At 71.1% G+C, this 20,374-nt stretch carries 22 protein-coding genes and 1 pseudogene; 16 read left to right on the top strand and 7 right to left on the bottom strand.

Annotated elements, in window-relative coordinates; genetic code table 11:
* Window positions 1-551, bottom strand: a pseudogene (locus tag FZ103_RS19080) (DNA-directed RNA polymerase subunit beta); the annotation flags it as partial.
* Window positions 552-1,011: 460 nt separating this feature from the next.
* Between FZ103_RS19080 and FZ103_RS19075 the strand changes: the two are divergent.
* Genes FZ103_RS19075 through FZ103_RS19065 form a run of 3 tightly spaced genes read left to right on the top strand, consistent with a single transcriptional unit; the run spans window position 1,012 to window position 2,767 of the window.
* Window positions 1,012-1,608 carry a helix-turn-helix domain-containing protein gene (locus FZ103_RS19075; RefSeq protein WP_156002908.1) on the top strand — a complete coding sequence of 199 codons (597 nt, stop codon included), beginning with the start codon at window positions 1,012-1,014 and terminating at the stop codon, window positions 1,606-1,608.
* Between the two features lie 2 nt (window positions 1,609-1,610).
* On the top strand, window positions 1,611-2,024 hold the full coding sequence (locus tag FZ103_RS19070) for a VOC family protein (protein ID WP_156003024.1): 414 nt from the start codon (window positions 1,611-1,613) through the stop codon (window positions 2,022-2,024).
* 5 nt (window positions 2,025-2,029) lie between these two features.
* Window positions 2,030-2,767: an SRPBCC domain-containing protein gene (locus FZ103_RS19065; protein WP_186356521.1), complete on the top strand. Its 738-nt coding sequence runs from the start codon at window positions 2,030-2,032 to the stop codon at window positions 2,765-2,767.
* 73 nt (window positions 2,768-2,840) lie between these two features.
* Here the strand turns inward: FZ103_RS19065 and FZ103_RS19060 are convergent, their stop codons facing one another.
* Both FZ103_RS19060 and FZ103_RS19055 read right to left on the bottom strand, forming a co-directional pair.
* Window positions 2,841-3,986 carry a DUF6596 domain-containing protein gene (locus tag FZ103_RS19060; RefSeq protein ID WP_186356520.1) on the bottom strand — a complete coding sequence of 382 codons (1,146 nt, stop codon included), beginning with the start codon at window positions 3,984-3,986 and terminating at the stop codon, window positions 2,841-2,843.
* Between the two features lie 6 nt (window positions 3,987-3,992).
* Window positions 3,993-4,400, bottom strand: coding sequence for a YciI family protein (locus FZ103_RS19055; protein WP_156002907.1), 408 nt, complete (start codon window positions 4,398-4,400; stop codon window positions 3,993-3,995).
* Between the two features lie 1,170 nt (window positions 4,401-5,570).
* Here FZ103_RS19055 and FZ103_RS19050 point away from each other — a divergent pair.
* The 4 genes from FZ103_RS19050 to FZ103_RS19035 are packed head-to-tail and all read left to right on the top strand — an operon-like array spanning window position 5,571 to window position 7,455.
* The gene (locus FZ103_RS19050; protein WP_156002906.1) at window positions 5,571-6,083 is read left to right on the top strand and encodes a stress protein; all 513 of its coding nucleotides are present in this window, start codon (window positions 5,571-5,573) and stop codon (window positions 6,081-6,083) included.
* A gap of 23 nt (window positions 6,084-6,106) precedes the next feature.
* Window positions 6,107-6,592 carry a stress protein gene (locus FZ103_RS19045; protein WP_156002905.1) on the top strand — a complete coding sequence of 162 codons (486 nt, stop codon included), beginning with the start codon at window positions 6,107-6,109 and terminating at the stop codon, window positions 6,590-6,592.
* Between the two features lie 21 nt (window positions 6,593-6,613).
* A complete protein-coding gene (locus FZ103_RS19040) occupies window positions 6,614-7,030 on the top strand; it encodes a hypothetical protein (RefSeq protein WP_156002904.1) in 417 nt (138 codons plus the stop codon).
* Between the two features lie 29 nt (window positions 7,031-7,059).
* The gene (locus FZ103_RS19035; protein WP_156002903.1) at window positions 7,060-7,455 is read left to right on the top strand and encodes a hypothetical protein; all 396 of its coding nucleotides are present in this window, start codon (window positions 7,060-7,062) and stop codon (window positions 7,453-7,455) included.
* A gap of 78 nt (window positions 7,456-7,533) precedes the next feature.
* Here the strand turns inward: FZ103_RS19035 and FZ103_RS19030 are convergent, their stop codons facing one another.
* Window positions 7,534-8,406 carry a fructosamine kinase family protein gene (locus FZ103_RS19030; RefSeq protein WP_156002902.1) on the bottom strand — a complete coding sequence of 291 codons (873 nt, stop codon included), beginning with the start codon at window positions 8,404-8,406 and terminating at the stop codon, window positions 7,534-7,536.
* 152 nt (window positions 8,407-8,558) lie between these two features.
* On the bottom strand, window positions 8,559-8,828 hold the full coding sequence (locus tag FZ103_RS19025) for a helix-turn-helix domain-containing protein (RefSeq protein ID WP_156002901.1): 270 nt from the start codon (window positions 8,826-8,828) through the stop codon (window positions 8,559-8,561).
* An 84-nt stretch (window positions 8,829-8,912) separates the two neighbouring features.
* Here FZ103_RS19025 and map point away from each other — a divergent pair, with 84 nt between their 5' ends.
* Window positions 8,913-9,755 (top strand): type I methionyl aminopeptidase, encoded by an 843-nt coding sequence (gene map / locus FZ103_RS19020; RefSeq protein ID WP_186356519.1) that lies wholly within the window; start codon window positions 8,913-8,915, stop codon window positions 9,753-9,755.
* Here the strand turns inward: map and FZ103_RS19015 are convergent.
* Entirely contained in the window at window positions 9,721-10,392 is a 672-nt protein-coding gene (locus tag FZ103_RS19015; RefSeq protein ID WP_156002900.1) for a DNA alkylation repair protein, read from the bottom strand. The genes map and FZ103_RS19015 overlap by 35 nt on opposite strands.
* Before the next feature lie 164 nt (window positions 10,393-10,556).
* On the opposite strand from FZ103_RS19015, the gene FZ103_RS19010 reads away from it, so the two are divergent.
* The 7 genes from FZ103_RS19010 (at window position 10,557) to FZ103_RS18980 (ending at window position 18,671) form a co-directional block, all read left to right on the top strand.
* Complete coding sequence (locus tag FZ103_RS19010) at window positions 10,557-10,988, top strand: hypothetical protein (protein ID WP_156002899.1); 432 nt, start codon at window positions 10,557-10,559, stop codon at window positions 10,986-10,988.
* A 278-nt stretch (window positions 10,989-11,266) separates the two neighbouring features.
* Window positions 11,267-12,793 (top strand): GMC family oxidoreductase, encoded by a 1,527-nt coding sequence (locus tag FZ103_RS19005; RefSeq protein ID WP_156002898.1) that lies wholly within the window; start codon window positions 11,267-11,269, stop codon window positions 12,791-12,793.
* 319 nt (window positions 12,794-13,112) lie between these two features.
* The gene (gene betT / locus FZ103_RS19000; protein WP_156003020.1) at window positions 13,113-15,176 is read left to right on the top strand and encodes a choline BCCT transporter BetT; all 2,064 of its coding nucleotides are present in this window, start codon (window positions 13,113-13,115) and stop codon (window positions 15,174-15,176) included.
* A 349-nt stretch (window positions 15,177-15,525) separates the two neighbouring features.
* Window positions 15,526-16,014: a VOC family protein gene (locus FZ103_RS18995; protein ID WP_156002897.1), complete on the top strand. Its 489-nt coding sequence runs from the start codon at window positions 15,526-15,528 to the stop codon at window positions 16,012-16,014.
* 53 nt (window positions 16,015-16,067) lie between these two features.
* The gene (locus tag FZ103_RS18990; protein WP_186356518.1) at window positions 16,068-16,418 is read left to right on the top strand and encodes a YciI family protein; all 351 of its coding nucleotides are present in this window, start codon (window positions 16,068-16,070) and stop codon (window positions 16,416-16,418) included.
* Window positions 16,415-17,620: a sigma-70 family RNA polymerase sigma factor gene (locus FZ103_RS18985; RefSeq protein ID WP_343233600.1), complete on the top strand. Its 1,206-nt coding sequence runs from the start codon at window positions 16,415-16,417 to the stop codon at window positions 17,618-17,620. Before FZ103_RS18990 ends, FZ103_RS18985 begins: the two co-directional genes overlap by 4 nt.
* Window positions 17,621-18,230: 610 nt before the next feature.
* Entirely contained in the window at window positions 18,231-18,671 is a 441-nt protein-coding gene (locus tag FZ103_RS18980; protein WP_156002895.1) for a hypothetical protein, read from the top strand.
* Window positions 18,672-18,821: 150 nt separating this feature from the next.
* Here the strand turns inward: FZ103_RS18980 and FZ103_RS18975 are convergent, their stop codons facing one another.
* Window positions 18,822-19,277, bottom strand: a complete 456-nt coding sequence (locus FZ103_RS18975) for a MarR family winged helix-turn-helix transcriptional regulator (RefSeq protein ID WP_222936791.1) — start codon at window positions 19,275-19,277, stop codon at window positions 18,822-18,824.
* Between the two features lie 334 nt (window positions 19,278-19,611).
* Between FZ103_RS18975 and FZ103_RS24945 the strand changes: the two genes are divergently transcribed.
* On the top strand, window positions 19,612-20,244 hold the full coding sequence (locus FZ103_RS24945; RefSeq protein WP_186356517.1) for an isochorismatase family protein: 633 nt from the start codon (window positions 19,612-19,614) through the stop codon (window positions 20,242-20,244).
* Window positions 20,245-20,374 lie beyond the last annotated feature (130 nt).

Below are 20,374 nucleotides of genomic sequence, written 5' to 3'. Positions count from 1 at the left end.
CCGAAGAGGTCCTTGTCGGAGGTCTTGTCGACCTGCCGGTCGAAATAGACACCCGGCGAGCGCACGAGCTGGGAGACCACCACGCGCTCGGTGCCGTTGATGATGAACGTGCCCTTGGCCGTCATGAGCGGGAAGTCGCCCATGAACACCGTCTGGCTCTTGATCTCACCGGTGTCGTTGTTGATGAACTCCGCCGTGACGAACATCGGGGCGGAGTAGGTCATGTCCTTGTCCTTGCACTCCTCTTCGGAGTACTTGGGCGGCTCGAACCGGTGGTCGCGAAACGACAGCGACATCGTGCCGGAGAAGTCCTCGATGGGACTGATCTCCTCGAAGATCTCTTCGAGACCGGACTGCTCCGGAACGTCCTTGCGGCCGGCGTTACGAGCCGCCTCGACTCGGGTACTCCACTTCTCGTTACCCAGCAGCCAGTCGAACGACTCGGTCTGCAGGGCGAGAAGGTCGGGAACTTCGAGCGGCTCTCTGATACGCGCGAAGGAGACGCGACCGGGGCCGGCGGTTTCAGTGGAGGCGTTGAGCGAGGCTGCCAACAGGGGTCCTTCCGGAAGGCACGGACGGAAGTGGACTGCGCGCACACCAAGCGCCCCGGCGACCTGCGGGGCATCGAGAGGCAGCGCAAGGCAGCAGCATAGCGCAAATGAGAAACGTATGTCCACACTTACTGTGAGTGTCAACCTCCGTGCCATTTTCAGAATGACACAGCCGTATGGACCCGTCAACTCCCGCAGTCACGGCGCGTGCCGCCCCGAACCCGCCGCAACCGGGCGGTCGCGCATTCCCAGAAGAGGGGGAAATCCCGATCGGCGGCCCCGCGCGCAGCCGAATACCGGCCGCGGATCACGCGGTGGCCGGCCTGGGCGGAGGAGGCGCTCGGGTGCGTGTCCTCCTCTCATCGGTTCCGCCTGAGGCGATCGCCGCGGTGGGAGTCGCGCCCTGCGATCGGAGCCGTCGGTCCTTGACAAATTAATTTGTCCGCGTGATGGTGTGACCATGCACGACGTGGCGGTGATCGACGATCCGGAGGCGGCCGAGGCTTCGCTGGACCCGGTGCGCGCCAGGCTGCTCGCCGAGTTGTCCGAACCCGGGTCGGCGACCACGCTGGCCCAGCGGGTGGGACTGACCCGGCAGAAGGTCAACTACCACCTGCGCGCGCTGGAGCGGCACGGGCTGGTCGAGCTGGTCGAAGAGCGCCGCAAGGGCAACCTCACCGAGCGCATGCTGCGGGCGACCGCGGCCTCGTATGTGATCTCGCCGAGCGTCCTTGCCGCGGTCGAGCCCGATCCGAAGCGGTCTCGCGACCAGCTTTCGGCACGGTGGCTGCTCGCGGTGGCCGCGCGGCTGGTGCGGGACGTGGGCGAGCTGATCACGGGTGCGACCCGGGCCCGCAAGCGGCTTGCGACCTTCGCCCTCGACGGCGAGGTCCGCTTCGCCTCCGCGGCCGACCGCGCCGCGTTCGCCGAAGAACTGGCCGGAGCGGTGGCGTCGCTGGTGTCGAAGTACCACGACGAGTCCGCCGCCGGCGGGCGGGCGCACCGCGTGGTCGTCGCCGTGCATCCCCAGGTCCGACGAGAAGATGAGGATCGATGACGATGTTCGTTCCCGTGACCAGCATTCTGGTCGACGACCAGGACAAGGCACTGGCGTTCTACACCGACGTGCTGGGCTTTGTGAAGAAGACCGACATCCCGGTCGGGGGCGGCGCCAAATGGCTGACCGTCGTCTCGCCCGACGCGCCCGACGGCGTCGAGCTGCTGCTCGAACCGGACGGCAACCCCGGTATCCGAATCGGCGGCAAGCCCGCCGCGCAGGTCTACAAGCAGACGCTTTACGACGCGGGCATGCCCTTCACCATGCTCGGCACCGCGGATCTGCAGCAGGACTACGAGCGGATGACGGGGCACGGTGTCCGCTTCACCCAGGAGCCGACCAAGACCGATTTCGGCGCGCAAGCGGTGTTCGACGACACCTGCGGCAACCTCATCCTCCTCGCCCAGCAGGACTGATCGCGGTGGACGAGCGCCGGAGGCTGGAAAAGGGGATCGAGCTCGCCGCCACCCCGGAACAGGTCTGGCAGGCGGTCTCGACTCCGGAGGGGATGTCGCTCTGGTTCGTGCCCCACGACGACGCCGGCGGGGGGATCGAGGCGGACTTCGGCGGCGGCAACTCCCAGGCCGGCCGGGTGCTGGAGTGGGAGCCGGGCAGGCGCGTGGTCTACGGGGCGCCCGGACCGGACGGCGAGCCCTCGATGACATTGGAGTTCCTCGTCGAGGGCAGGGAGGGCGGCACGACCGTGCTCCGCCTCGTCCAAAGCGGCTTCTTCGGCGGCGACGACTGGGAGGCGGAGTACGACGGCTTCAGCGCGGGGTGGGACGTGTTCCTCCACAATCTGGCCGAGTACTTCCGGTACTTCCCCGGACTGCCGGTGGCCAACGTGGTCGCCACCGCGTTCACCGACCGGCCCGGCGAAGCGGTGTGGGCCGACCTGACCGCCCGGCTCGGCGCCGATCCGGCACTGGGGGAGCGGGTGCGCCTCACCCCCGAGGGCCTCGAACCCGTCGCGGGCGTGGTCGACCTCCGCGGCAGGCTGCTGCTCGGCATCCGCACCGAGCACGGCTTCGTCCGCTTCACGGTCGACGACCTGCACGGCATGGCGAGCGCGGTCCAGTACCTCTACGGGATCGAGACCGACCGCGAGTCCCGCACCGCCGCCTGGCAGTCCTGGCTCGACCGCATCGCCGGGGCGTGAAGCGCCGGATGCCCCTCGCGCCTCAGGGCGGTCGCTGCCGCCCGCCGGCTGAGCGGGGCGGCGTGCCGGCCGCTCAACCGCGCAGTTGCGCGTTGATCCGCGCGGCCTGCCGCGTGAGATGGTCGCGTTCGGGGAGGTTGGGCGCTGATCGGGCGGCTTCGGCGTAGAGCCGCGCCGCCGACGCCAGGTCGCCGGCGCGCTCGTGCAGGTAGGCCGATGCGGCGGTGAAGCGGGGCAGCGCCGGGTCGAGTTCGGCCAGGGCGGCGAGGCCGGCTCGCGGTCCGTCGGCCTCGCCGAGGGCGACGGCGCGGTTGAGGCGGGCCACCGGGCTGCCGGTGATGCGCACCAGTTCGTCGTACCACTCGACGATCTGCACCCAGTCGGTCTCATCGGCACAGTGGGCGTCGGCGTGCAGGGCGGCGATGGCGGCCTGCGCCTGGAACTCGCCCAGGCGGTCGCGGGCGAGGGCCGCCTGGAGCACCTCGACGCCCTCGGCGATCATGCGGGTGTCCCACAGACTGCGGTCCTGCTCGGCGAGCGGCACGAGGCTGCCGTCGGCGCGGGTGCGCGCCGGGCGCCGCGCGTGGTGGAGCAGCATGAGCGCGAGCAGGCCCGCCACCTCCTCGTGCCTGGTCGCGGTCGCCAGTTGGCGGGTGAGCCGGATCGCCTCGGCGGCGAGGTCGACGTCGCCGGAGTAGCCCTCGTTGAACACCAGGTACAGGACGCGCAGCACCGTGGCGACGTCGCCGGGCCGGTCGAACCGGACTCCCGCGACGGTCCGTTTGGCCCGGCTGATGCGCTGGGCCATGGTCGCCTCGGGCACGAGGTAGGCCTGCGCGATCTGCCGCGTGGTCAGACCGCCGACCGCGCGCAGCGTCAGCGCGACCGCCGAGGCCGGTGTCAGGGACGGGTGCGCGCACAGGAAGTACAGCTGCAACGTGTCGTCGGCCGCCGCGCCCGGTCCGGGCGCGGGCTGCTCTTCGACGAGCGCCTCGCGCTGCCGCCGCGACGAATCGGCGCGGGCGGCGTCGAGGAACCTGCGCCAGGCCACCGCGACCAGCCAGCCCTTGGGGTCGCGCGGCGGGTCGTCGGGCCACACACGCAGCGCTTCGACCAGGGCGTCTTGCACGGCGTCCTCGGCCGTCGCGAAGTCGGCTCCGCGGCGGACGAGGACGCCGATCACCGCGGGAGCAATGGCCCGCAGCAGGGACGCGTCCACCGTGCGTCACTCCGTGATGGTCGGCGGCTCGGTCAGGAACGGGCGCAGCTCCAGCCACTCGTGGATCGGCTTGCCGCCCGCGCCGGGAGCCGCGGACAGCTCGCCGGCCAGCTCCAGCGCCCGCTCGTAGGTCTCGACGTCGATCACCATCCAGCCGGCGATCAGGTCCTTGGTCTCCGGGAACGGGCCGTCGGTGACCGGCGGCCTGCCCTCGCCGTCGTAGCGGACGAAGGTGCCCTCGGGCGAGAGCGCCTGGCCGTCGACGAACTCGCCGGTGGTCTCCAGCCGGGCGGCGAAGTCGCGCATGTACTTGATGTGGGCCGAAACCTCCTCCGGGCTCCACTGGTCCATCGGCACGTCGTTGATCGACGCCGGCGCGCCCCGGTAGTGCTTGAGCAGCAGGTACTTGGCCATCGTTTTCTCCTCGGTGCGGTTGGGCCCATTGCGGCCGCGTTCACTCCGGGGACGGAGCCGCACTCGGGATCTCGACATCCCACCGAGAATATTTTCCGGCGATCTCCACCGCGAACCCTGCGGCGCCGCCGGCGCGGCACGGGGCGCTCGGCGCCCGCGGGCACCGGCCGCGGAGGCGGGCCCGGCGGCACGATCCAGTCGCGGCGGACCATGCGCCGCCCGACCGGCGCGCAGGCAGGCAGGCCGACGGGTACCGCGGCCGTGCATGGGACTCGCCGGAGGAGAGTCCGGGGAACCGGTCGTCCCGCGGTACCGCCGCAGAACAGGGCGGCGGAATTTGTTGTTCTTCAATTCATCGGATCGATGAATCACGGTTCCACGGGAACGCGCTCTTTGCGCGTTCCGGTCTCCGGCCCTGGGGCGTCGCCGATCGCGCCGCACATCCGCGGCGGAAGTTCGGCGGCGGCGCATGGACCGCGCCGGAATGGCGTCCGGCCGGAGGGATCCTGGGGACGCCGCGGAAAACGTTGTGTACACCATTGCGTAAACACCGCGGATGGTGGCCAGGTTTGCAGAGATTCTCCGCATATGTCCTGAATCGATGATACGCGGATCGCCTCCGCGGTCCGCTTCCGTGTGACGGGGCCGCGGTCGGCGGTCGGCGAGTCGAACGTCCGGCAAACGGCTGCGGAGCCGCGTCCCGGCCGTCCGGCGTTGGGCGCGGAAGGCCGTGTCTGCGCTGGATACGGCTTTCCGGCGAGCCGGGCGCCGAGGCGGTTGGAGGTCCGCGCCGACCGGGACGCGGATGTCCGGTCGGTCGGCCCGCCGGGCCGGCAGGTGCCGGCATGGCGCGGTGCCGACGGTTCTCCGGCGCAACAAAACGGTCGGCTGCGCAGTGATCATCGTCACTGGAGAAAACCGGCGCCAGGAGGTTGGCGTCCGCGGCGAGGAATCCATACACTTCCGCTTCTTTGTCCGGGGAGCAGTCGGAGGATCGTCCTACCACGTTTCGCGCGACAACTGGTCTAGTTTTTGAGCAGCGCAAATACAGAAATGCCGAAATGCTTTAGAAAATGGCCCGGATAATCTGGACCCGCTCGCTCTCGAATGCTTACGATCGGTCCGCCGCAGCCCGACCCGCAGGGCCGCGGAAAATGCGAGAGGAGAACCATGTCCCCCATTCGCACAAGGATCGGCGCGGTGGTGGTCAGTGCCGTCGCGGCCGCCGGCGTGCTGGCGCCGGCCCAGGCCGCGACGGCGGAGCCCGCCGCGCCGGCGGCGCCGGCCTCGCAGACGGCCGCGCAGGCGCAGGCCATGGGCGTCAAGATCGACCTGGCCAGCGCGACCATCGGCATCACGAGCCGGATCTACGACATCGCCGTCGCCGCGATCGAGCGGAGCCAGAACCGCAGCGGTTATGTGAAGAGCCTGATGGAAGGCGCGTTCTACGACGCGGGCCAGACCTACAACGTGATGGTCGTCAAGGCCGACCACCCCTACTCCTACGACCTGGACAACATCGTCTACGACGCGACGGTCCACGCCTCGGGCTACCCCGCCTTCCGGGTGCTCGTCTTCGATTCCGGTGTGTTCACCAACGAGGGCGACGGCGGCTGGATCAACTGGGCCTTCCGCGGCGTGTTCGACCGCGACGGCATGACCGTCCACTTCCGCGAGTTCTGACCGCGGGCGAGAGGAGCGCACACGTGAGGTTCCGCAAAGCACTCGCCGTCGCGCCGCTGGCCGCGATCGCCCTGGTGGGCGCACCCGCCGGCGCGGCGCAGGCCGAGACCGCCGGCACCGCCCCGTCCGCTGCGGCGGTCCAGGCCGCCGACAGCCCGGCCGTGACCGTCCACCTCGACGACGGCGCCAACGGCTTCCAGGTGGGCAGGGCGATCAGCGCCATCGACGAGGACAACCGCGGCGAGTTCGTCCGCCGCGCCGTCGACGAGGCGTTCCAGGCCAGCGGCGGCCGCTACAACGTGATCATGATGAACCTCAGCCAGGGCTACGAGGAGCGGCTGGAGGCCAAGCGCCTCTACGCCAACGTCCGGTGGGGCTCCATCAACTACGGGCTCTGGATCGCCGAGGCGGGCGAGTTCACCAACACCGGCGACGGCGGCTACATCAACTGGGCCATGAAGGGCTGGTTCGACCGCGACGGCATGACCGTGCGGTTCCACCGCCCCTGAGCCCGGAGAGGAGAGCAGAACATGAGGATGGCCAAGCTGATCGCCGCATCCGCCGCCGCGGCGGTCGCCCTGACGGGCGCGGCGGTCACCGCGCCCCGGCCCGCCGCCGCGGAGGCCCCCGCGACCGCGGACTTCGACGCCTGCGACCTGCGGGTCAAGCTCCGCGAACTGCGCGGCTGGGACGCCAACGACCAGTACAACATCATCGTCTGGAAGGAGTCGGCCCGGGCCTCCAGCAGCTTCGACGGGATCGTCGCGCAGGGGCACACCACCGCCGACGAATGCGACGGCTTCTTCGGCAACGACATCGACTTCTTCTGGGTCGTCTTCAGCGGCGGCGGCGAATTCACCCGCCAGGGCGACGGCGGCTACCGCAACTGGGCGTTCTACGGCGTCTTCGAGCGCAACGGCAACCACGTCCGGTTCTTCCCCCGCTGACGACAGCCCAACGAAAGGACCGAGCACGAATGAAAACGATGAAGAGGACGGCGGCGCTGCTGGCGCTGGCCGGAGCCGCGGCGGCGGGCGCACCGGCGGCCGCGCAGGCATCCGACTACCTCGACCCCTGCGATCTGCGCACGAAGATCGACGAGCTGCAGGGCTGGGGCTCGGACACCTCGAAGAACATCATCGTCTACAAGGCGACCGCCGAGGAGTCCAGCCACTTCGAGGGTGTGGTGACCCGGGGGACGACCCGGGCCAAGCCGTGCGAGAACTTCTGGCCGGCCGAGCACGACTACCACTGGGTCGTCTTCAGCGGCGAAGGCGAGTTCGTCCGCCAGGGCGACGGCGGCTACCGCAACTGGGCGTTCTTCGGCGTCTACGAGCGCGACGACAACGTGGTGCACTTCCACGCCAGATGAGGGCCGCATGACCGCTGCGGCGCGGGTCGCATCCTGCCGGGCCCACGCCGCAGCGGGTCCCCTCCAGCGCCCTGCTCCCTACTGCGCACCGAGGCGCCGGGCCGCGTCGAGCAGTTGGCCGCGGAAGGCGCGCCCGAACAGGCACACGTGGGCCAGCAGCGGATGCAGCTGGTGCAGCGGCACGCGGTCGCGCCATCTGTCGGCCAGGGGGAAGGCCTCGTCGTAGGCGGCGAGGATGCGCTCCAGGTGCGGGGCGCCGAACAGCTGAAGCATGGCCAGGTCGCTCTCGCGGTGCCCGCCGTGCGCGGCGGGATCGATCAGCACCGCCCCGCCGCGGCCCCACAGCACGTTCCCGCTCCACAGGTCGCCGTGGATGCGCGCCGGGGGCTCCTGCGGGCCGGCGAGTTCGCGGATGCCGTCGAGGACGCGGTCCAGCCGCGCCACGTCGCCGGAGTCCAGGTGCCCGCGGTCGCGGGCGTCGCGCAGATAGGGCAGCAGGCGGTGCCGGGCGTACCAGTCGGGCCAGTGATCGCCCGCGGTGTTGTCGAGCGGCAGTGTGGCCAGCCACCCCGGCCAGGGCGCGCCGAAGGACCGGGCGCCGGCACGGTGCGTGGCGGCCAGGCGCCGGCCCAGGTCGGCGGCTGCCGCGGCGCCGGCACCGTGCTCCTCCACCCGCTCCAGCACCAGTACTCCGCCGTCGGCGGCGAGTACGTCGGGCACGGCGGCCCCGCCGGGCACCTCGCCGAGCCAGCGCAGCCCGGCGGCCTCGGCGGCCAGCGCCTCGGCGTGGCCCTCGGCGACCTTGGCGAAGAAGCGCCGCCCGTCGTCCAGTTCCCCCTGGTGCAGCGTCCAGGCGTGCGAGGCCCCCACCGGGGCGCAGGAGCGCACGTCGCGGGAGACTGCCGCCAAGACGGCCGCGGCCGGAGAGCGTGCGGGTGTTCCGTCGGGCATGGGGCGGCTCACTGGGGCGGAGGGGATCACGGTCGTGGGCCCCACGCTACTGCCGCGAGCCCCACGGCACGGAACGCTGCGTCCGCTCCGCAGGACCCGCACACGCGGACCCGGGCGGTGCACCGGGTCCTCGCCGACGGCGGGACCGGCGGCTAAGAGACGGCCTCCAGCGGCAGGCCGCTGCCGCGCCAGGTGTCCGCCAGCTCCTGCACCGGCACGCCCAGCGCCTCGCCGAGGGAGACGATCGTGCCGAACCCGGGGGAGGGCAGGCGGCCCGTCTCGATCTTGCGGAGGGTCTCGGGCGAGATACCGGCCGCGAACGCGACGTCCGCGAGGTCGCGTCCCGCCCGCGCGCGCCGCAGCAGGGCGCCGAGGCGCCTGCCGGCTTCGATCTGTTCGGGCGTGAGCGGTTGGCGGACCATGGGGCCAGCATAGCGTTGGTATTTCTATACCGACAAGCGCTACAGTGAAGGTATAGAAATACCACTACTCCTTGGACGGTACCCGTGATCGAACTGAAGACGCCCGCGGAGATCGAACGCATGCACGTGGCGGGTCGCTTCGTCGCCGAGGTCCTCAGCGAGGTGGGCCGGCTCGCCGACGTGGGCGTCAACCTCCTGGATCTGGAGCACCACGTTCGCGGCATGATCGAGCGGCGCGGGGCCGAGTCGTGTTACTGGGACTACTCTCCCTCCTTCGGCAGGGGCGCGTTCCGCAACGTCATCTGCCTCTCGGTCAACGACGCCGTCCTGCACGGCCTGCCGCACGACTACACGCTGCGCGACGGGGACGTGCTCACAGCGGACATCGCGGTCGGCATCGACGGCTGGGTGGCCGACTCGGCGCGCACCGTCGTCGTGGGCACCGCCGCCGAGGAGGACCTGCGCCTCGTCCGCGCCACCGAGGAGGCGCTGGATGCGGCGATCGCGGCGGCGCGTCCGGGCAACCGCCTCGGCGACATCTCCGCGGCCATCTGGGCGGTGGCCCGCGGCTACGGCTATCCGGTCAACGACGAGTTCGGCGGCCACGGCCTCGGCCGCACCATGCACGAGGGCCCGCACGTGCCGAACAAGGGCAGGGCGGGCCGCGGCCCCGCCCTCCGCCCGGGCCTGGTCCTCGCGCTGGAACCCTGGTTCGCCCGCACCACCGACCGGATCGTCTACGACACCGACGGCTGGACCATCCGCTCGGCGGACGGCTCGCGCACCGCCCACTCCGAACACACGGTGGCGATCACCGAGGACGGCCCCCGGGTACTCACCCGCGGCGAAGCCGAGCGAGGCGCGCGCCCCGAGCGTGAGCGCGAAGACCGCCCTACTTCGCCTCCTGCCGGCGCACCATCTCGGTGATCCAGACGGGCGCGAAGGGCGACGTGCAGTTCGGGGGAGTGGGGTAGTCCTTGAGCACCTGCAGGCGCTCGCCGATGTCGATGGCACGCGCGCGGTGCTCGGGGTGCTCGATCCCGATCTGCGCCAGGCAGTGGTTCATCGCCCACTGCAGGCGGTCCGGGGCGCCCTTCAACTGCGCCTCGATGACGTCGAGCAGCCCCGCGAGGTCGAGGCCCTCGGGCCGCTTCGCCACGCGATCGGTGGTCAGCGCCCAGCCGGCGCTCGCGACCACGGGATCCGGGTCGGCAGACCAGGTCCGGCGCAGCTCTTCGGCGTGCGGATTCTTCTTGACCACGTAGTTCACGAGCCAGTCGTGCACCTTCGGGGTGCGGGCGTCACGCAGCATGGCGTCCAGCTCGCCGCGCTCGAAGGCCTTCGGGCGGCAGATCAGCAGCGCCAGCAGGCGCGCCGCGGTGTCGCCCGTCTCCCAGAGCCCGCGGGCGAGCTCGTGCTGGGTCTTCAGGCGCTTGGCAAGGGCACGGAGCCTGCCGAGATTCACGCCGTGATCGTCGCCGTGCCTCTCGTTCACCTCGCGCGTCTTGGGGTCCTCCAGCGCGGCCAGCTCGGCCATCACCTCGGCAACCGTCGTCTCGGCCATCCCAGCCTCCTGTCCAGCACGCCTGGGTTCAGCCTAACTCCGGCGCATTCCGGCCACCCGTGCAGACGCCGGCGCGACAACCCGCCGACGATACACGGCGTCACACCATCAGGAGCGGAGTGTGACACGGATCACCGCTCCCGATCGTGCCTTGAGGAGGCGCCATGCCGTTCCCGCCCCCCACTCGGATCCGCGCCGGGCGCGCCGCGCTCGCCGCGGTAGCGACCCTGCTGCTCGCCACCGCCGCGGTCTCGGCCGCATCGGCCGAGACCTCCGCCGCCGGCCCCGAAACCCACCGCATCGCCACCGCCACACTCGGCTCGGACCTGAAGGTCGCCCTGACCGCGCACCGCGCCGGCGAATACGAGGCGACCGTCGAACTCACCGCCTTCCGCCACACGAAGGGCGGCTGGCAGGAGACCGACCGCGCCCCCGTCGGGGAGACGTGGTTCTGGTATCCGCTGACCGGCACGGGCGCGGTCTGCGAACTGACCGTCAGCGACCCGCCCGGCGCCGGCGCGAGCGTCACCGCCGGCCTCCTGCAAAGCCCGTCCCTGGGCTGCTCGGAGCCCTACACCGTCCCCATCGACGACTGACCGCGGCCCGGTGCGGCCGCATGCGCCGCCGTCCCGGCTCGCCGGGGCCCAACAGCTCGTCCCCGGACGGTAAGGAACCGCAAAGCGACGTTAGGCGGCGCAGCTATCGGGAAGCACGGGGCCAGTGATCCGCCCCGCGTGGCGGCCGCCGAGCAGGCAGCCTGGGCCGCTGCCAGCGGCGCGCCGCAGGCCGCGCACATCGACCGCGACCCGGGGCCGCGCAGCGGCGCCGGGTCGCCCGACAGCCCTGCCCGACGCCACGGTGAGGAAGAACGAGCATGCCTTATGACTACGTGATCGTCGGTGGCGGTACGGCGGGGTGTGTGGTGGCGAACCGGCTCACCGAGGATCCCGGCACCACCGTCTGCCTCATCGAAGGCGGTCCCTCCGACGTCGGCGACGAGCGCGTGCTGAAGCTGCGCAACTGGCTCGACGTGCTGGGCGGCGAGCTCGACTACGACTACCCGACCGTGGAGCAGCCGCACGGGAACTCCCATATCCGCCACGCGCGCGCCCGCGTGCTGGGCGGATGCTCCTCGCACAACACGCTGATCAGCTTCCGGCCGTTCGCCGAGGACCTCGCCGACTGGGAGGCGGCCGGCGCAACGGGGTGGGACAACGCGACGGTGCAGTCCTACTGCGACCGCATCAAGTGCAACATCGTCCCGGTGGCACCGAAGGACCGCAATCCGATCGTCGAGGACTGGATCCAGGCGTCGGCCCGGGCCGCGGGCGTACCCGTGATCCGCGACTTCAACGCCGAAACCTCCCACGGCGGCGGCTTCAGCGACGGGGTCGGCTTCCTGCCGGTGGCCTACGACCCCTACACCGGGTACCGGTCGTCGGCCTCCGTGGCCTACCTGCACCCCGTCCTCGGCGTGCGGGAGAACCTCACGCTCCTGACCGAGACCCGCGCCGCGAACCTGCTGCTGGAGGGCGGCCGCGCCACCGGCGCCGAGGTGCTCACGTCCTCCGGGCAGCGCCGAACCGTCCGCGCCGACCGCGAGGTCGTGCTCTGCGCCGGCGCGATCGACACCCCGCGGCTGCTGCTGCACTCGGGGATCGGTCCCGCCCGGGAGCTGAGGGACGTGGGCATCGAGGTGCGCCACGATCTGCCGGGCGTGGGGGAGAACCTCCTCGACCACCCGGAGTCGATCATCATGTGGGAGACCGACCCGCTGCCGGACGCCACGGTGATGGACTCCGACGGCGGCCTGTTCGTGCGGCGCGATACCGGCGATCCGCGGCCGGACCTGATGTTTCACATCTACCTGGTGCCCTTCACGGAGAACACCGAGCGGCTGGGCTACCCCGTGCCCGAGCACGCCATCTGCATGACGCCCAACATCCCGCGCTCCCGCGCCCGCGGCAAGCTCTGGCTGACCAGCGCCGATCCGTCGGTCAAGCCCGCCCTGGACTTCCGCTACTTCACCGACCCCGCCGGGCATGACGCGCGGACGATCGTGGACGGGCTGAAGATCGCCCGCGAGATCGCCGCCACCGAGCCCTTCACGTCCTGGCTGAAGCGGGAGGTCGCCCCGGGACCCGGGGTCACGACCGACGAAGGGCTCTCGGAGTTCGGCCGCCGCGCCGCCCACACCGTGTACCACCCCGCGGGGACCTGCCGCATGGGTGCCGAGGACGACGACCTGGCCGTCGTCGACCCGCGGCTGCGGGTACGCGGGCTGTCGGGCCTGCGCATCGCCGACGCGTCGGTCTTCCCGACCCTGCCCACCCCCAACCCCATGGTCACCGTGCTGGCGACCGGCGAGCGGGCCGCCGACCTGATCCGCGACGACCGGTGAGCCCGGCCGCCGCCGACCGCGGGCGGGTCGGCACCGATCGGCCGCGCGGCGGTTCGCGGCGGCGCATCCGGGATTGACGCAGCGCACGCCGGGAATGAGGTATGTCATCGATCGGCCCGGTGCGGCGGCCTGCTCTGCGCCGATACAGGGGGATGCGGGCGGCGCCCGGGTCTCGCCGCGGGGCCCGCCGAGTCGCCCAATTCGGCACAATCGGCGTATCTTGCTTCCGCCCCCCAGTTCGCTAGTACCGGTATGACAGCGATGAGAGGTGGAATCCGTGTCCAGCAGCGAAGGGCAGGCGAGGGCGCCTGAGCCGGGGATGCCGGCGACCGCGGTCAAACAGCGGAGCCGGCACGGCACGCTCAAGCCCGTCGTCTTCTTCGGGGCCTCCGCAGTGATCCTCGCGATCTCGATCTGGGCGATCATCACGCCGTCGGGGGCCGAGTACGTCATCGGCACGGTCGTGGGGTGGATCTCGCGGGGATTCGGCTGGTACTACTTCCTTGTCGCCACCGTGTACCTGCTGTTCGTGGTGTTCGTCGCCGTGTCCCGCTACGGCAAGGTCAAGCTCGGACCGCAGCACTCCACCCCCGACTACGGGGTCTTCGCGTGGGCCTCCATGCTGTTCGCGGCGGGCATCGGCATCGACCTGCTGTTCTTCTCCGTCTCCGGCCCGATCACCCATTACCTCGCGCCGCCCGAGGGCGACCCGCAGACCATCGAGGCGGCCAGGCAGGCCCTGGTGTGGTCGCTGTTCCACTACGGCGTCACCGGGTGGGCGATGTATGCGCTGATGGGCATGGCGCTGGGCTACTTCGCGTTCCGCTACCGCCTGCCGCTGGCGATCCGCTCGGCGCTGTATCCGCTCATCGGCAGGCGCATCCACGGCGGGATCGGCGACGCGGTGGACCTCGCGGCCATCATCGGCACCGTCATCGGCATCTCGGTGTCGCTGGGGATCGGCGTCGTGCAGCTGAACTACGGGCTGAACGTCCTCTTCGGGGTCCCCGAGGGGGTCTCGGCCCAGATCGGACTGATCGCCGTCGCCGTGATCGTGGCCACGGTCTCGGCCGTCGCGGGTGTCGACCGGGGCATCCGGCGGCTCTCCGAGCTCAACGTCGTGCTGGCCATCGTCCTGATGGTGTACGTGCTGTTCGCCGAGGACCCGATCTTTCTGCTCAACGCCCTCATCCTGAACATCGGCGACTACATCAGCCGGTTCCCCGAGATCACGCTGAACACCTTCGCCTACGACCAACCGATCGGCTGGCTCAACACCTGGACGCTGTTCTTCTGGGCCTGGTGGATCGCCTGGGCGCCGTTCGTGGGGATGTTCCTCGCCCGGATCTCGCGCGGCCGCACCATCCGGCAGTTCGTCGCGGCGACGCTGGTCATCCCGCTGCTGTACACGCTGACGTTCCTGTCGATCTTCGGCAACAGCGCGCTGAGCATCGTCATGAACGGCAACATCGAGTTCGGCGAGACCGCCATGGACACCCCCGAGCAGGGCTTCTACACGCTGCTCCAGCAGTACCCGGGCTTCACCTTCACCGCCGGGCTGGCCACGATCGTCGGGCTGCTGCTCTATGTCACCTCGGCCGACTCCGGCGCGCTGGTGACCGGCAACCTCAGCTCCCACCTGCCCACGCCGATCACCGACGCCGCGCCGTGGCTGCGCATCTACTGGGCGGCGGTGACCGGCCTGCTCACCCTGGCCATGCTCATCGTCGGCGGCGTGACCGCCCTGACCAACGCCACCATCATCCTGGGGCTGCCGTTCTCGTTCGTGATGCTCCTGGTCATCTGGGGCCTGTACAAGGCGCTGCGGGTCGAGTCCTTCCGGACCGAGGCGTCGCGGACCACCCTGTCCCTGTCGCCGTCCCACCGCACCTGGCGGCAGCGGCTCGCGCGGGTGATGAACTTCCCCAGCAGGCACGCGGGCGCCAGGTTCGTCGAGGAGGTGTGCCGCCCCGCGTTCCAGGAGGTCGCCGAGGAGCTGCGCGAGCAGGGCGCGGCCCCGTCGGTCGTCGAGGGGACCGACGAGGACACCGGGATTCCGCACCTGGAGCTGCGCGTGCCCATGGGCGCCGAGGAGGAGTTCAGCTACCGGGTGTGGCCCATCGAGGTGCCCACTCCGGCGTTCGCCATCCGGTCGCTGACCGAGAACGACACCTACGTGCGCTTCGAGGTCTACCTCACCGAGGGCAGCCAGGGCTATGACGTGATGGGCTACAGCAAGGAGCAGCTCATCAGCAACATCCTCGACGAGTACGAGAAGCACCTGGAGTTCCTGCGGCTGCACCGCGAGGCCGTCGCCGGGTCGGCGATGCCCGACCACGGCCCCGGCACGGCCGAGGTCTACCAGGACGACGAGGGCCGCTGAGGCTCCAACCCGATCGCCAGGGCGCGCCCCGGCTCCGCCGCCGCGGAGCACCGGGGCGCGCCGCGGTGTCGGTGCCGGGGGCCATCCTGCTGCTGCGGCGCCGCCGGCCTGCCGGCGGGAAGGACCGCGCCGCCGGAACCGTTCGGCCGAACCGTCGGGTCCGCCCGGCCAGGGCCGCTCCTGGGCCGGGGACCGGCGCCGATGGGCCAGCTCGGAAACCGGGCGCCGGGAAGTGTCGTATCGGGGTGGCCGCCGATCGTCTATCAGGTGAGAGGCAGGCGAAGGGGGATACCCCGGGGTACGGGGAACGCCCCGCCGCTGCAGGCACACCTGAGCACGGAGGACACCCATGGCACCGACAGCAGCACCGCAACCGATTCCCGACACCTACCGCCGTGTCACGCCCTGCCTGGTCGTCCAGGGCGCGGCGAAGGCGCTGGAGTTCTACACCGCGGTCTTCCAGGCGACCGAGCGGATGCGCTTCCCCGGTCCCGGGGGGACCATCGCCCACGCCGAGATCCGGATCGGCGACTCGGTCCTCATCGTCGAGGACGAAGCTTCGGAGCAGGGGACGAAGGCGCCGCCGGCCGGCGGCCTCGCCGGCTCTCCGTCGTTCCTGTTCGTCTACGTCGAGGACGTGGACGCGGTCGTCGAGCGGGCCGTGCAGCTCGGCGCCGACCTTCGGCGGCCGCCCCAAGACCAGTTCTACGGCGACCGGGACGGGTTCATCGTGGACCCGTTCGGGCACGGGTGGACCATCGCGACACACGTGGAGGACGTCGAGCCGGAAGAGCTGGCGCGGCGGATGGGCGAGATGCGGGAAGAGGGCCAGGCGTAGCGGGCGCCGGCCATACACGGTGGCGAGCGGTCGCAGACCAGGAGGCGGGACGCGTGAAGTACGTACTGTTGTTCGTGGACACCGAGCAGTTCGCCAACGAGCTGCAGGCCATGGGCCCGGCGGAGCGCGAGAGGGCCTATGAGCGGGTCAACCAGTGGTTCGCCGACAACGCCGGCAGGATCCGGGGCGGGAGCAAGCTGCAGGAGGCCGACACCGCGACCACGGTCCGGCTGGACGGCGGCGAGCCCGTCATCACCGACGGGCCCTTCGTAGAGGGCAAGGAGGTGGTCAGCGGGTACGTCGAGATCGACGTCGCCGATCTGGACGAGGCGCTGCGGATGGTCGAGGCCTGGCCGGGATGCCCGGTTGTCGAAATCCGCCCGCTGGCGCCGGCGGGCCCGTGACCGAGCCGTCGCACGCCGAGCTGGCCCGCGTGGTACGGGAGCACGCGGGCCGCTTGGCCGCGTCCCTGGTCCCGCTGATCGGCGACTTCGCCACTGCGGAGGACCTGGTCCAAGACGCCGTCGTGAGCGCGCTCCAGCGCTGGCCGACCGAAGGGATCCCCCGGCGGCCCGATGCGTGGCTGTTCACCGTCGCCCGGCGGCGCGGGGTGGACGCGCTGCGCCGGAACAGCAACTACCGCAGCAAGCTGGAGCAGCTGCAGTGGCTGATCCATCGCGATCCGGACTCCGAGCCCGACGACCGGCTGCGGCTCGTCTTCACGTGCTGCCACCCGGCGCTGCCCCGGTCGGCGCAGATCGCGCTCACCCTGCGCGTGGTGTGCGGCCTGACCACCGCCCAGATCGCACGCGCGTTCCTGGTGCCCGAGAGCACGGTGGCGCAGCGGATCACCCGCGCCAAACGGAAGATCACCGAGGCCGGGATCCCGTACCGGGTCCCGGGCGGCGACGAGCTGGACGCTCGGCTGAGCGAGGTGCTCGCGGTGATCTACCTGCTGCTGAACGAGGGCTATCTGGCCACCGCAGAGCGGTCGGCCGCACGCGACCTCGTCGACGATGCCGAGTGGCTGGCCACCCTGCTGCACCGGCTGATGCCGGCCGATCCGGAGGCGGCGGGGCTGCTCGCGCTGATCCGGCTGCACCGCGCCCGCGGCACCGCCCGCTTCGACCCCGCCGGCGGGCTGGTCCTGCTCCAGCACCAGGACCGGTCCCGCTGGGACCGGACGGAGATCGCGGAGGCGACCCGGCTGCTGACCCGCGCCGCCATGCGGCACCGTCCCGGCCCGTACCAGCTGCAGGCCGCGATCGTGGCCTGCCACGCCGAGGCCGAGCGCTGGGAGGACACCGACTGGGAGCAGATCGTGCTGCTGTACGACATGCTGCTGCACCTCGCTCCCTCACCCGTGGCCCGGCTCAACCGTGCCGTCGCCCTGCGCTACGCCGCCGGTCCGCGGGCCGCGATGTCCGAGCTCGACGCCCTGGCCGACGCGCTCGACCGCTACCACCTGTACCACGCGGTCCGCGCCGACGTGCTCCGCGAACTGGCCCGCCCGGACGAGGCCCGCGCGGCCGACCTCCGCGCCCTCGACCTGACCGCCAACCCGGCCCAGCAGGCCCTGCTGCGGGAACGCCTCAGCTGGACATGAGCGCTCGCGGATCAGGTGGAGCAGGCCACGCTGCTCCTCTATCCCGGGGACCGGCACCTGTGCACCCACAGCAGTCTTCCCGCCTACGGCGAGTAGGCCGCCGGGCAGGTCTGCTTGCGCGTGCTCACCTTCCACGACGGGCATCGCAAGGCGTACCCCGTCGTCCCGTATTACCGTGGCAAAGGCCGGGTAAACCGGACGGGAAAACGCCAACGCGTGCGGTGCGTCGGCGGATCAGGATTGCGATTCGAGCGGAGGGAGCCCCGGCGGGCGGCTCACACGGGTGGACCGTCGCAGCGCAGATGTTCGGGAACCCCCTGAGCGCTACGACACGCCCCTCACTCCTGATCCTTTCCTCTCCGCGGGGCCGGCGCCGCCTGTGAGACGACGCCGATGGTCACCAGGAGCCGTGATGAGCGACGGAGACGGCGGTCCCGACTGGCTGGACCGGGATGGACGGGACTGGGGATGGCCCCCGGTCGACCCGGACCGCTGGAAGAGCAAACCGGATCCAGCGCCGTACTTGGGCACGGGGGCCGGTTCGTGGGGCGAGCGCGGGCCGCAGCGTCCGAACTCCGCGAGTAGCGGTGAGGTCTCTCCCCTCGCGTGCGTGGTGCTTCTGGGCGCTCTCGGCGGCCTCGGCGTTCTCACGCTGTGCGGTCTGGCCATCGGCGTCGCCCTCGTCGATCCCCCCACAGGCACCGCCGAAGGTTCGACAGACGCCGAGGTCCCCGCCGAGTGGGCGGGGACCTGGAGCGGGGAGGTCGAACAAGGCAGCTCTACCTTCAACGTCACCATCACCTTGAAGGAGGGCAGTGCCGAAGGAAGCCTGGAGATCCCCAGCAGCGGCTGCACCGGTGAGCTCGGCCTGAACTCGGTCGAGGAGAAGCGGTTGGAGTTCCGCTTGGAGTTCCCCAGCGGGAGCGGCTGTGTCAACGGCACGGTCGTGCTGGAGAAGAGCGGCGAGGAGCTCCGCTACTCGTGGAGCGGCGAGTCTTCGGTTATGGGCGGGATCGACTCCAGCGGCACCCTGAGTCCCCAGTCCGGGTAGTACTTCCGATCGCCACCCTCCTGCCGCCGAGGAGGCCGACTGTCAGGAGGGCACCCCGCAGCCCGGCGGGAGCGCCACGGACCGCGAAGAGCGGAGGGTGCCGCGCACGCCGTCCCCGCATCCTCGGCACCGGATGCGATCGGGGCGGAGTCATTCCCGGTCGTCGGCCTCCGGATCGAGCCGCGACCAGACGCGCGCCAGGTCGCGCAGATCGTCCTCGTCCAGTCGATCGAAGAAGAGCCTGCGCAGGTCCCGGTACTGCTGCCGCCACGCCTTGCGCAGCAGAGCCCGCCCCTCGTCGGTGAGGGCCGCGGCGAAGCCGCGCCCGTCCTCGGCGGCGCGGCGGCGCTCGATGAGCCCGCGGCTCTCGAGCCGGTCCGCCAGCCGGGTGAAACCGCCGGTGGACATCACACGGCGCTTGGCCAGCTCCGACATGCGCATGCCGGTGCGCCCGGCTTGGGCGAGCAGCGCCATGACGCTGTACTCGGCCATGGAGACACCCACGGAGGCCAGGCCGGCCTCCACATCACGCCAGATGCGGTCGTGGGCGTACAGGAAGCCCTGCCACGCCTCGTCCTCGAGCTCGGTCAGCCGCGGGGTCGCCATGCCCGAACACTATCGCGGCACCGGCGCCTCCGAACCGGCGAAACATGCCTGCGCAGGCAGTATCTCCATCCGTTCGCCGTCGGTGAGCACGACCGGACCGGCTTCGCCGGGCCCGCTGCCCGCCGGCTCCCGCCCCGGCCGCGGGGACCGCCGGGCACATCCGGCCGACGTGCTCGGTCGCCGCGCTCGACTCACGAAGCCGTTCGTGCGCGGGGCGGCGGCGGGGGAATTATTTGTCTGCGCAGACAGTTATGCCGAGCGTCCTCCCAAACCGGAGAGATCCCGCGGTACTCGGGGATCCCGGTACGGGCACGAACCACCACGAGGAAGCACCATGGCGAACACGCCCCTCACCCCCGACAACAGTGCGGTCGTCCTGATCGACCACGAGGTGGGATTCTCGAACCTGATCGGGTCGCACACGATCGACGAGAACCTCAATGGAACCCTGGCTCTGGCCAAGACCGCCAAACTCTTCGACGTGCCGCTGGTCGTCACGTCGGGGCCCGAGGACTTCCCGGCCGGCCCGCTGTACCCGGAACTCGCCGCGGTCCTCGGCGACCACCCGATCAACTACCGCGCCCCGGTCTTCGACGCCTTCGACGACGACGGATTCACCGCGGCGGTCGAGGCGACCGGCCGCAAGAAGCTGGTCATGGCGGGCATCCAGACCGACGTCTGCCTCGCCCTGACAGCGCTCACCGCGCTGCGCAAGGGATACGAGGTCTACGCGGTCGCCGACGCCTCGGCCGCCACCACGAAGGAGACGCACGACTACGCGATGCAGCGGATGATCCAGGCCGGCGCCGTTCCGACCAACTGGCTCGCCGTCGGCTCGGAGCTCCTGCGCGGCTGGGTGGACCAGCCCCTCGCGCCGGGCTTCGGCCAGATCGTCTACGAGCACCTGCCGTCGTGGAAGCATCTGCACACCCACACCGAGTCCGTCCGGGCGTACGCGGCGAAGTAGTCATGCGACTCCGCGACACACAGCGCGCCGACACGACGTGATCGGCAAGGCGGTCGTCGGCGCCACGCCGGCGGCCGCCTCCTGATCGCCGCACGACCCCGGAAGGCCAGCGAACCACCGCGTGCGCCCA

It is taken from the genome of Streptomonospora sp. PA3, from assembly GCF_009728995.1.
Classification (GTDB): Bacteria; Actinomycetota; Actinomycetes; order Streptosporangiales; family Streptosporangiaceae; genus Streptomonospora.
This window is presented reverse-complemented; position numbering and strand designations above follow the sequence as displayed.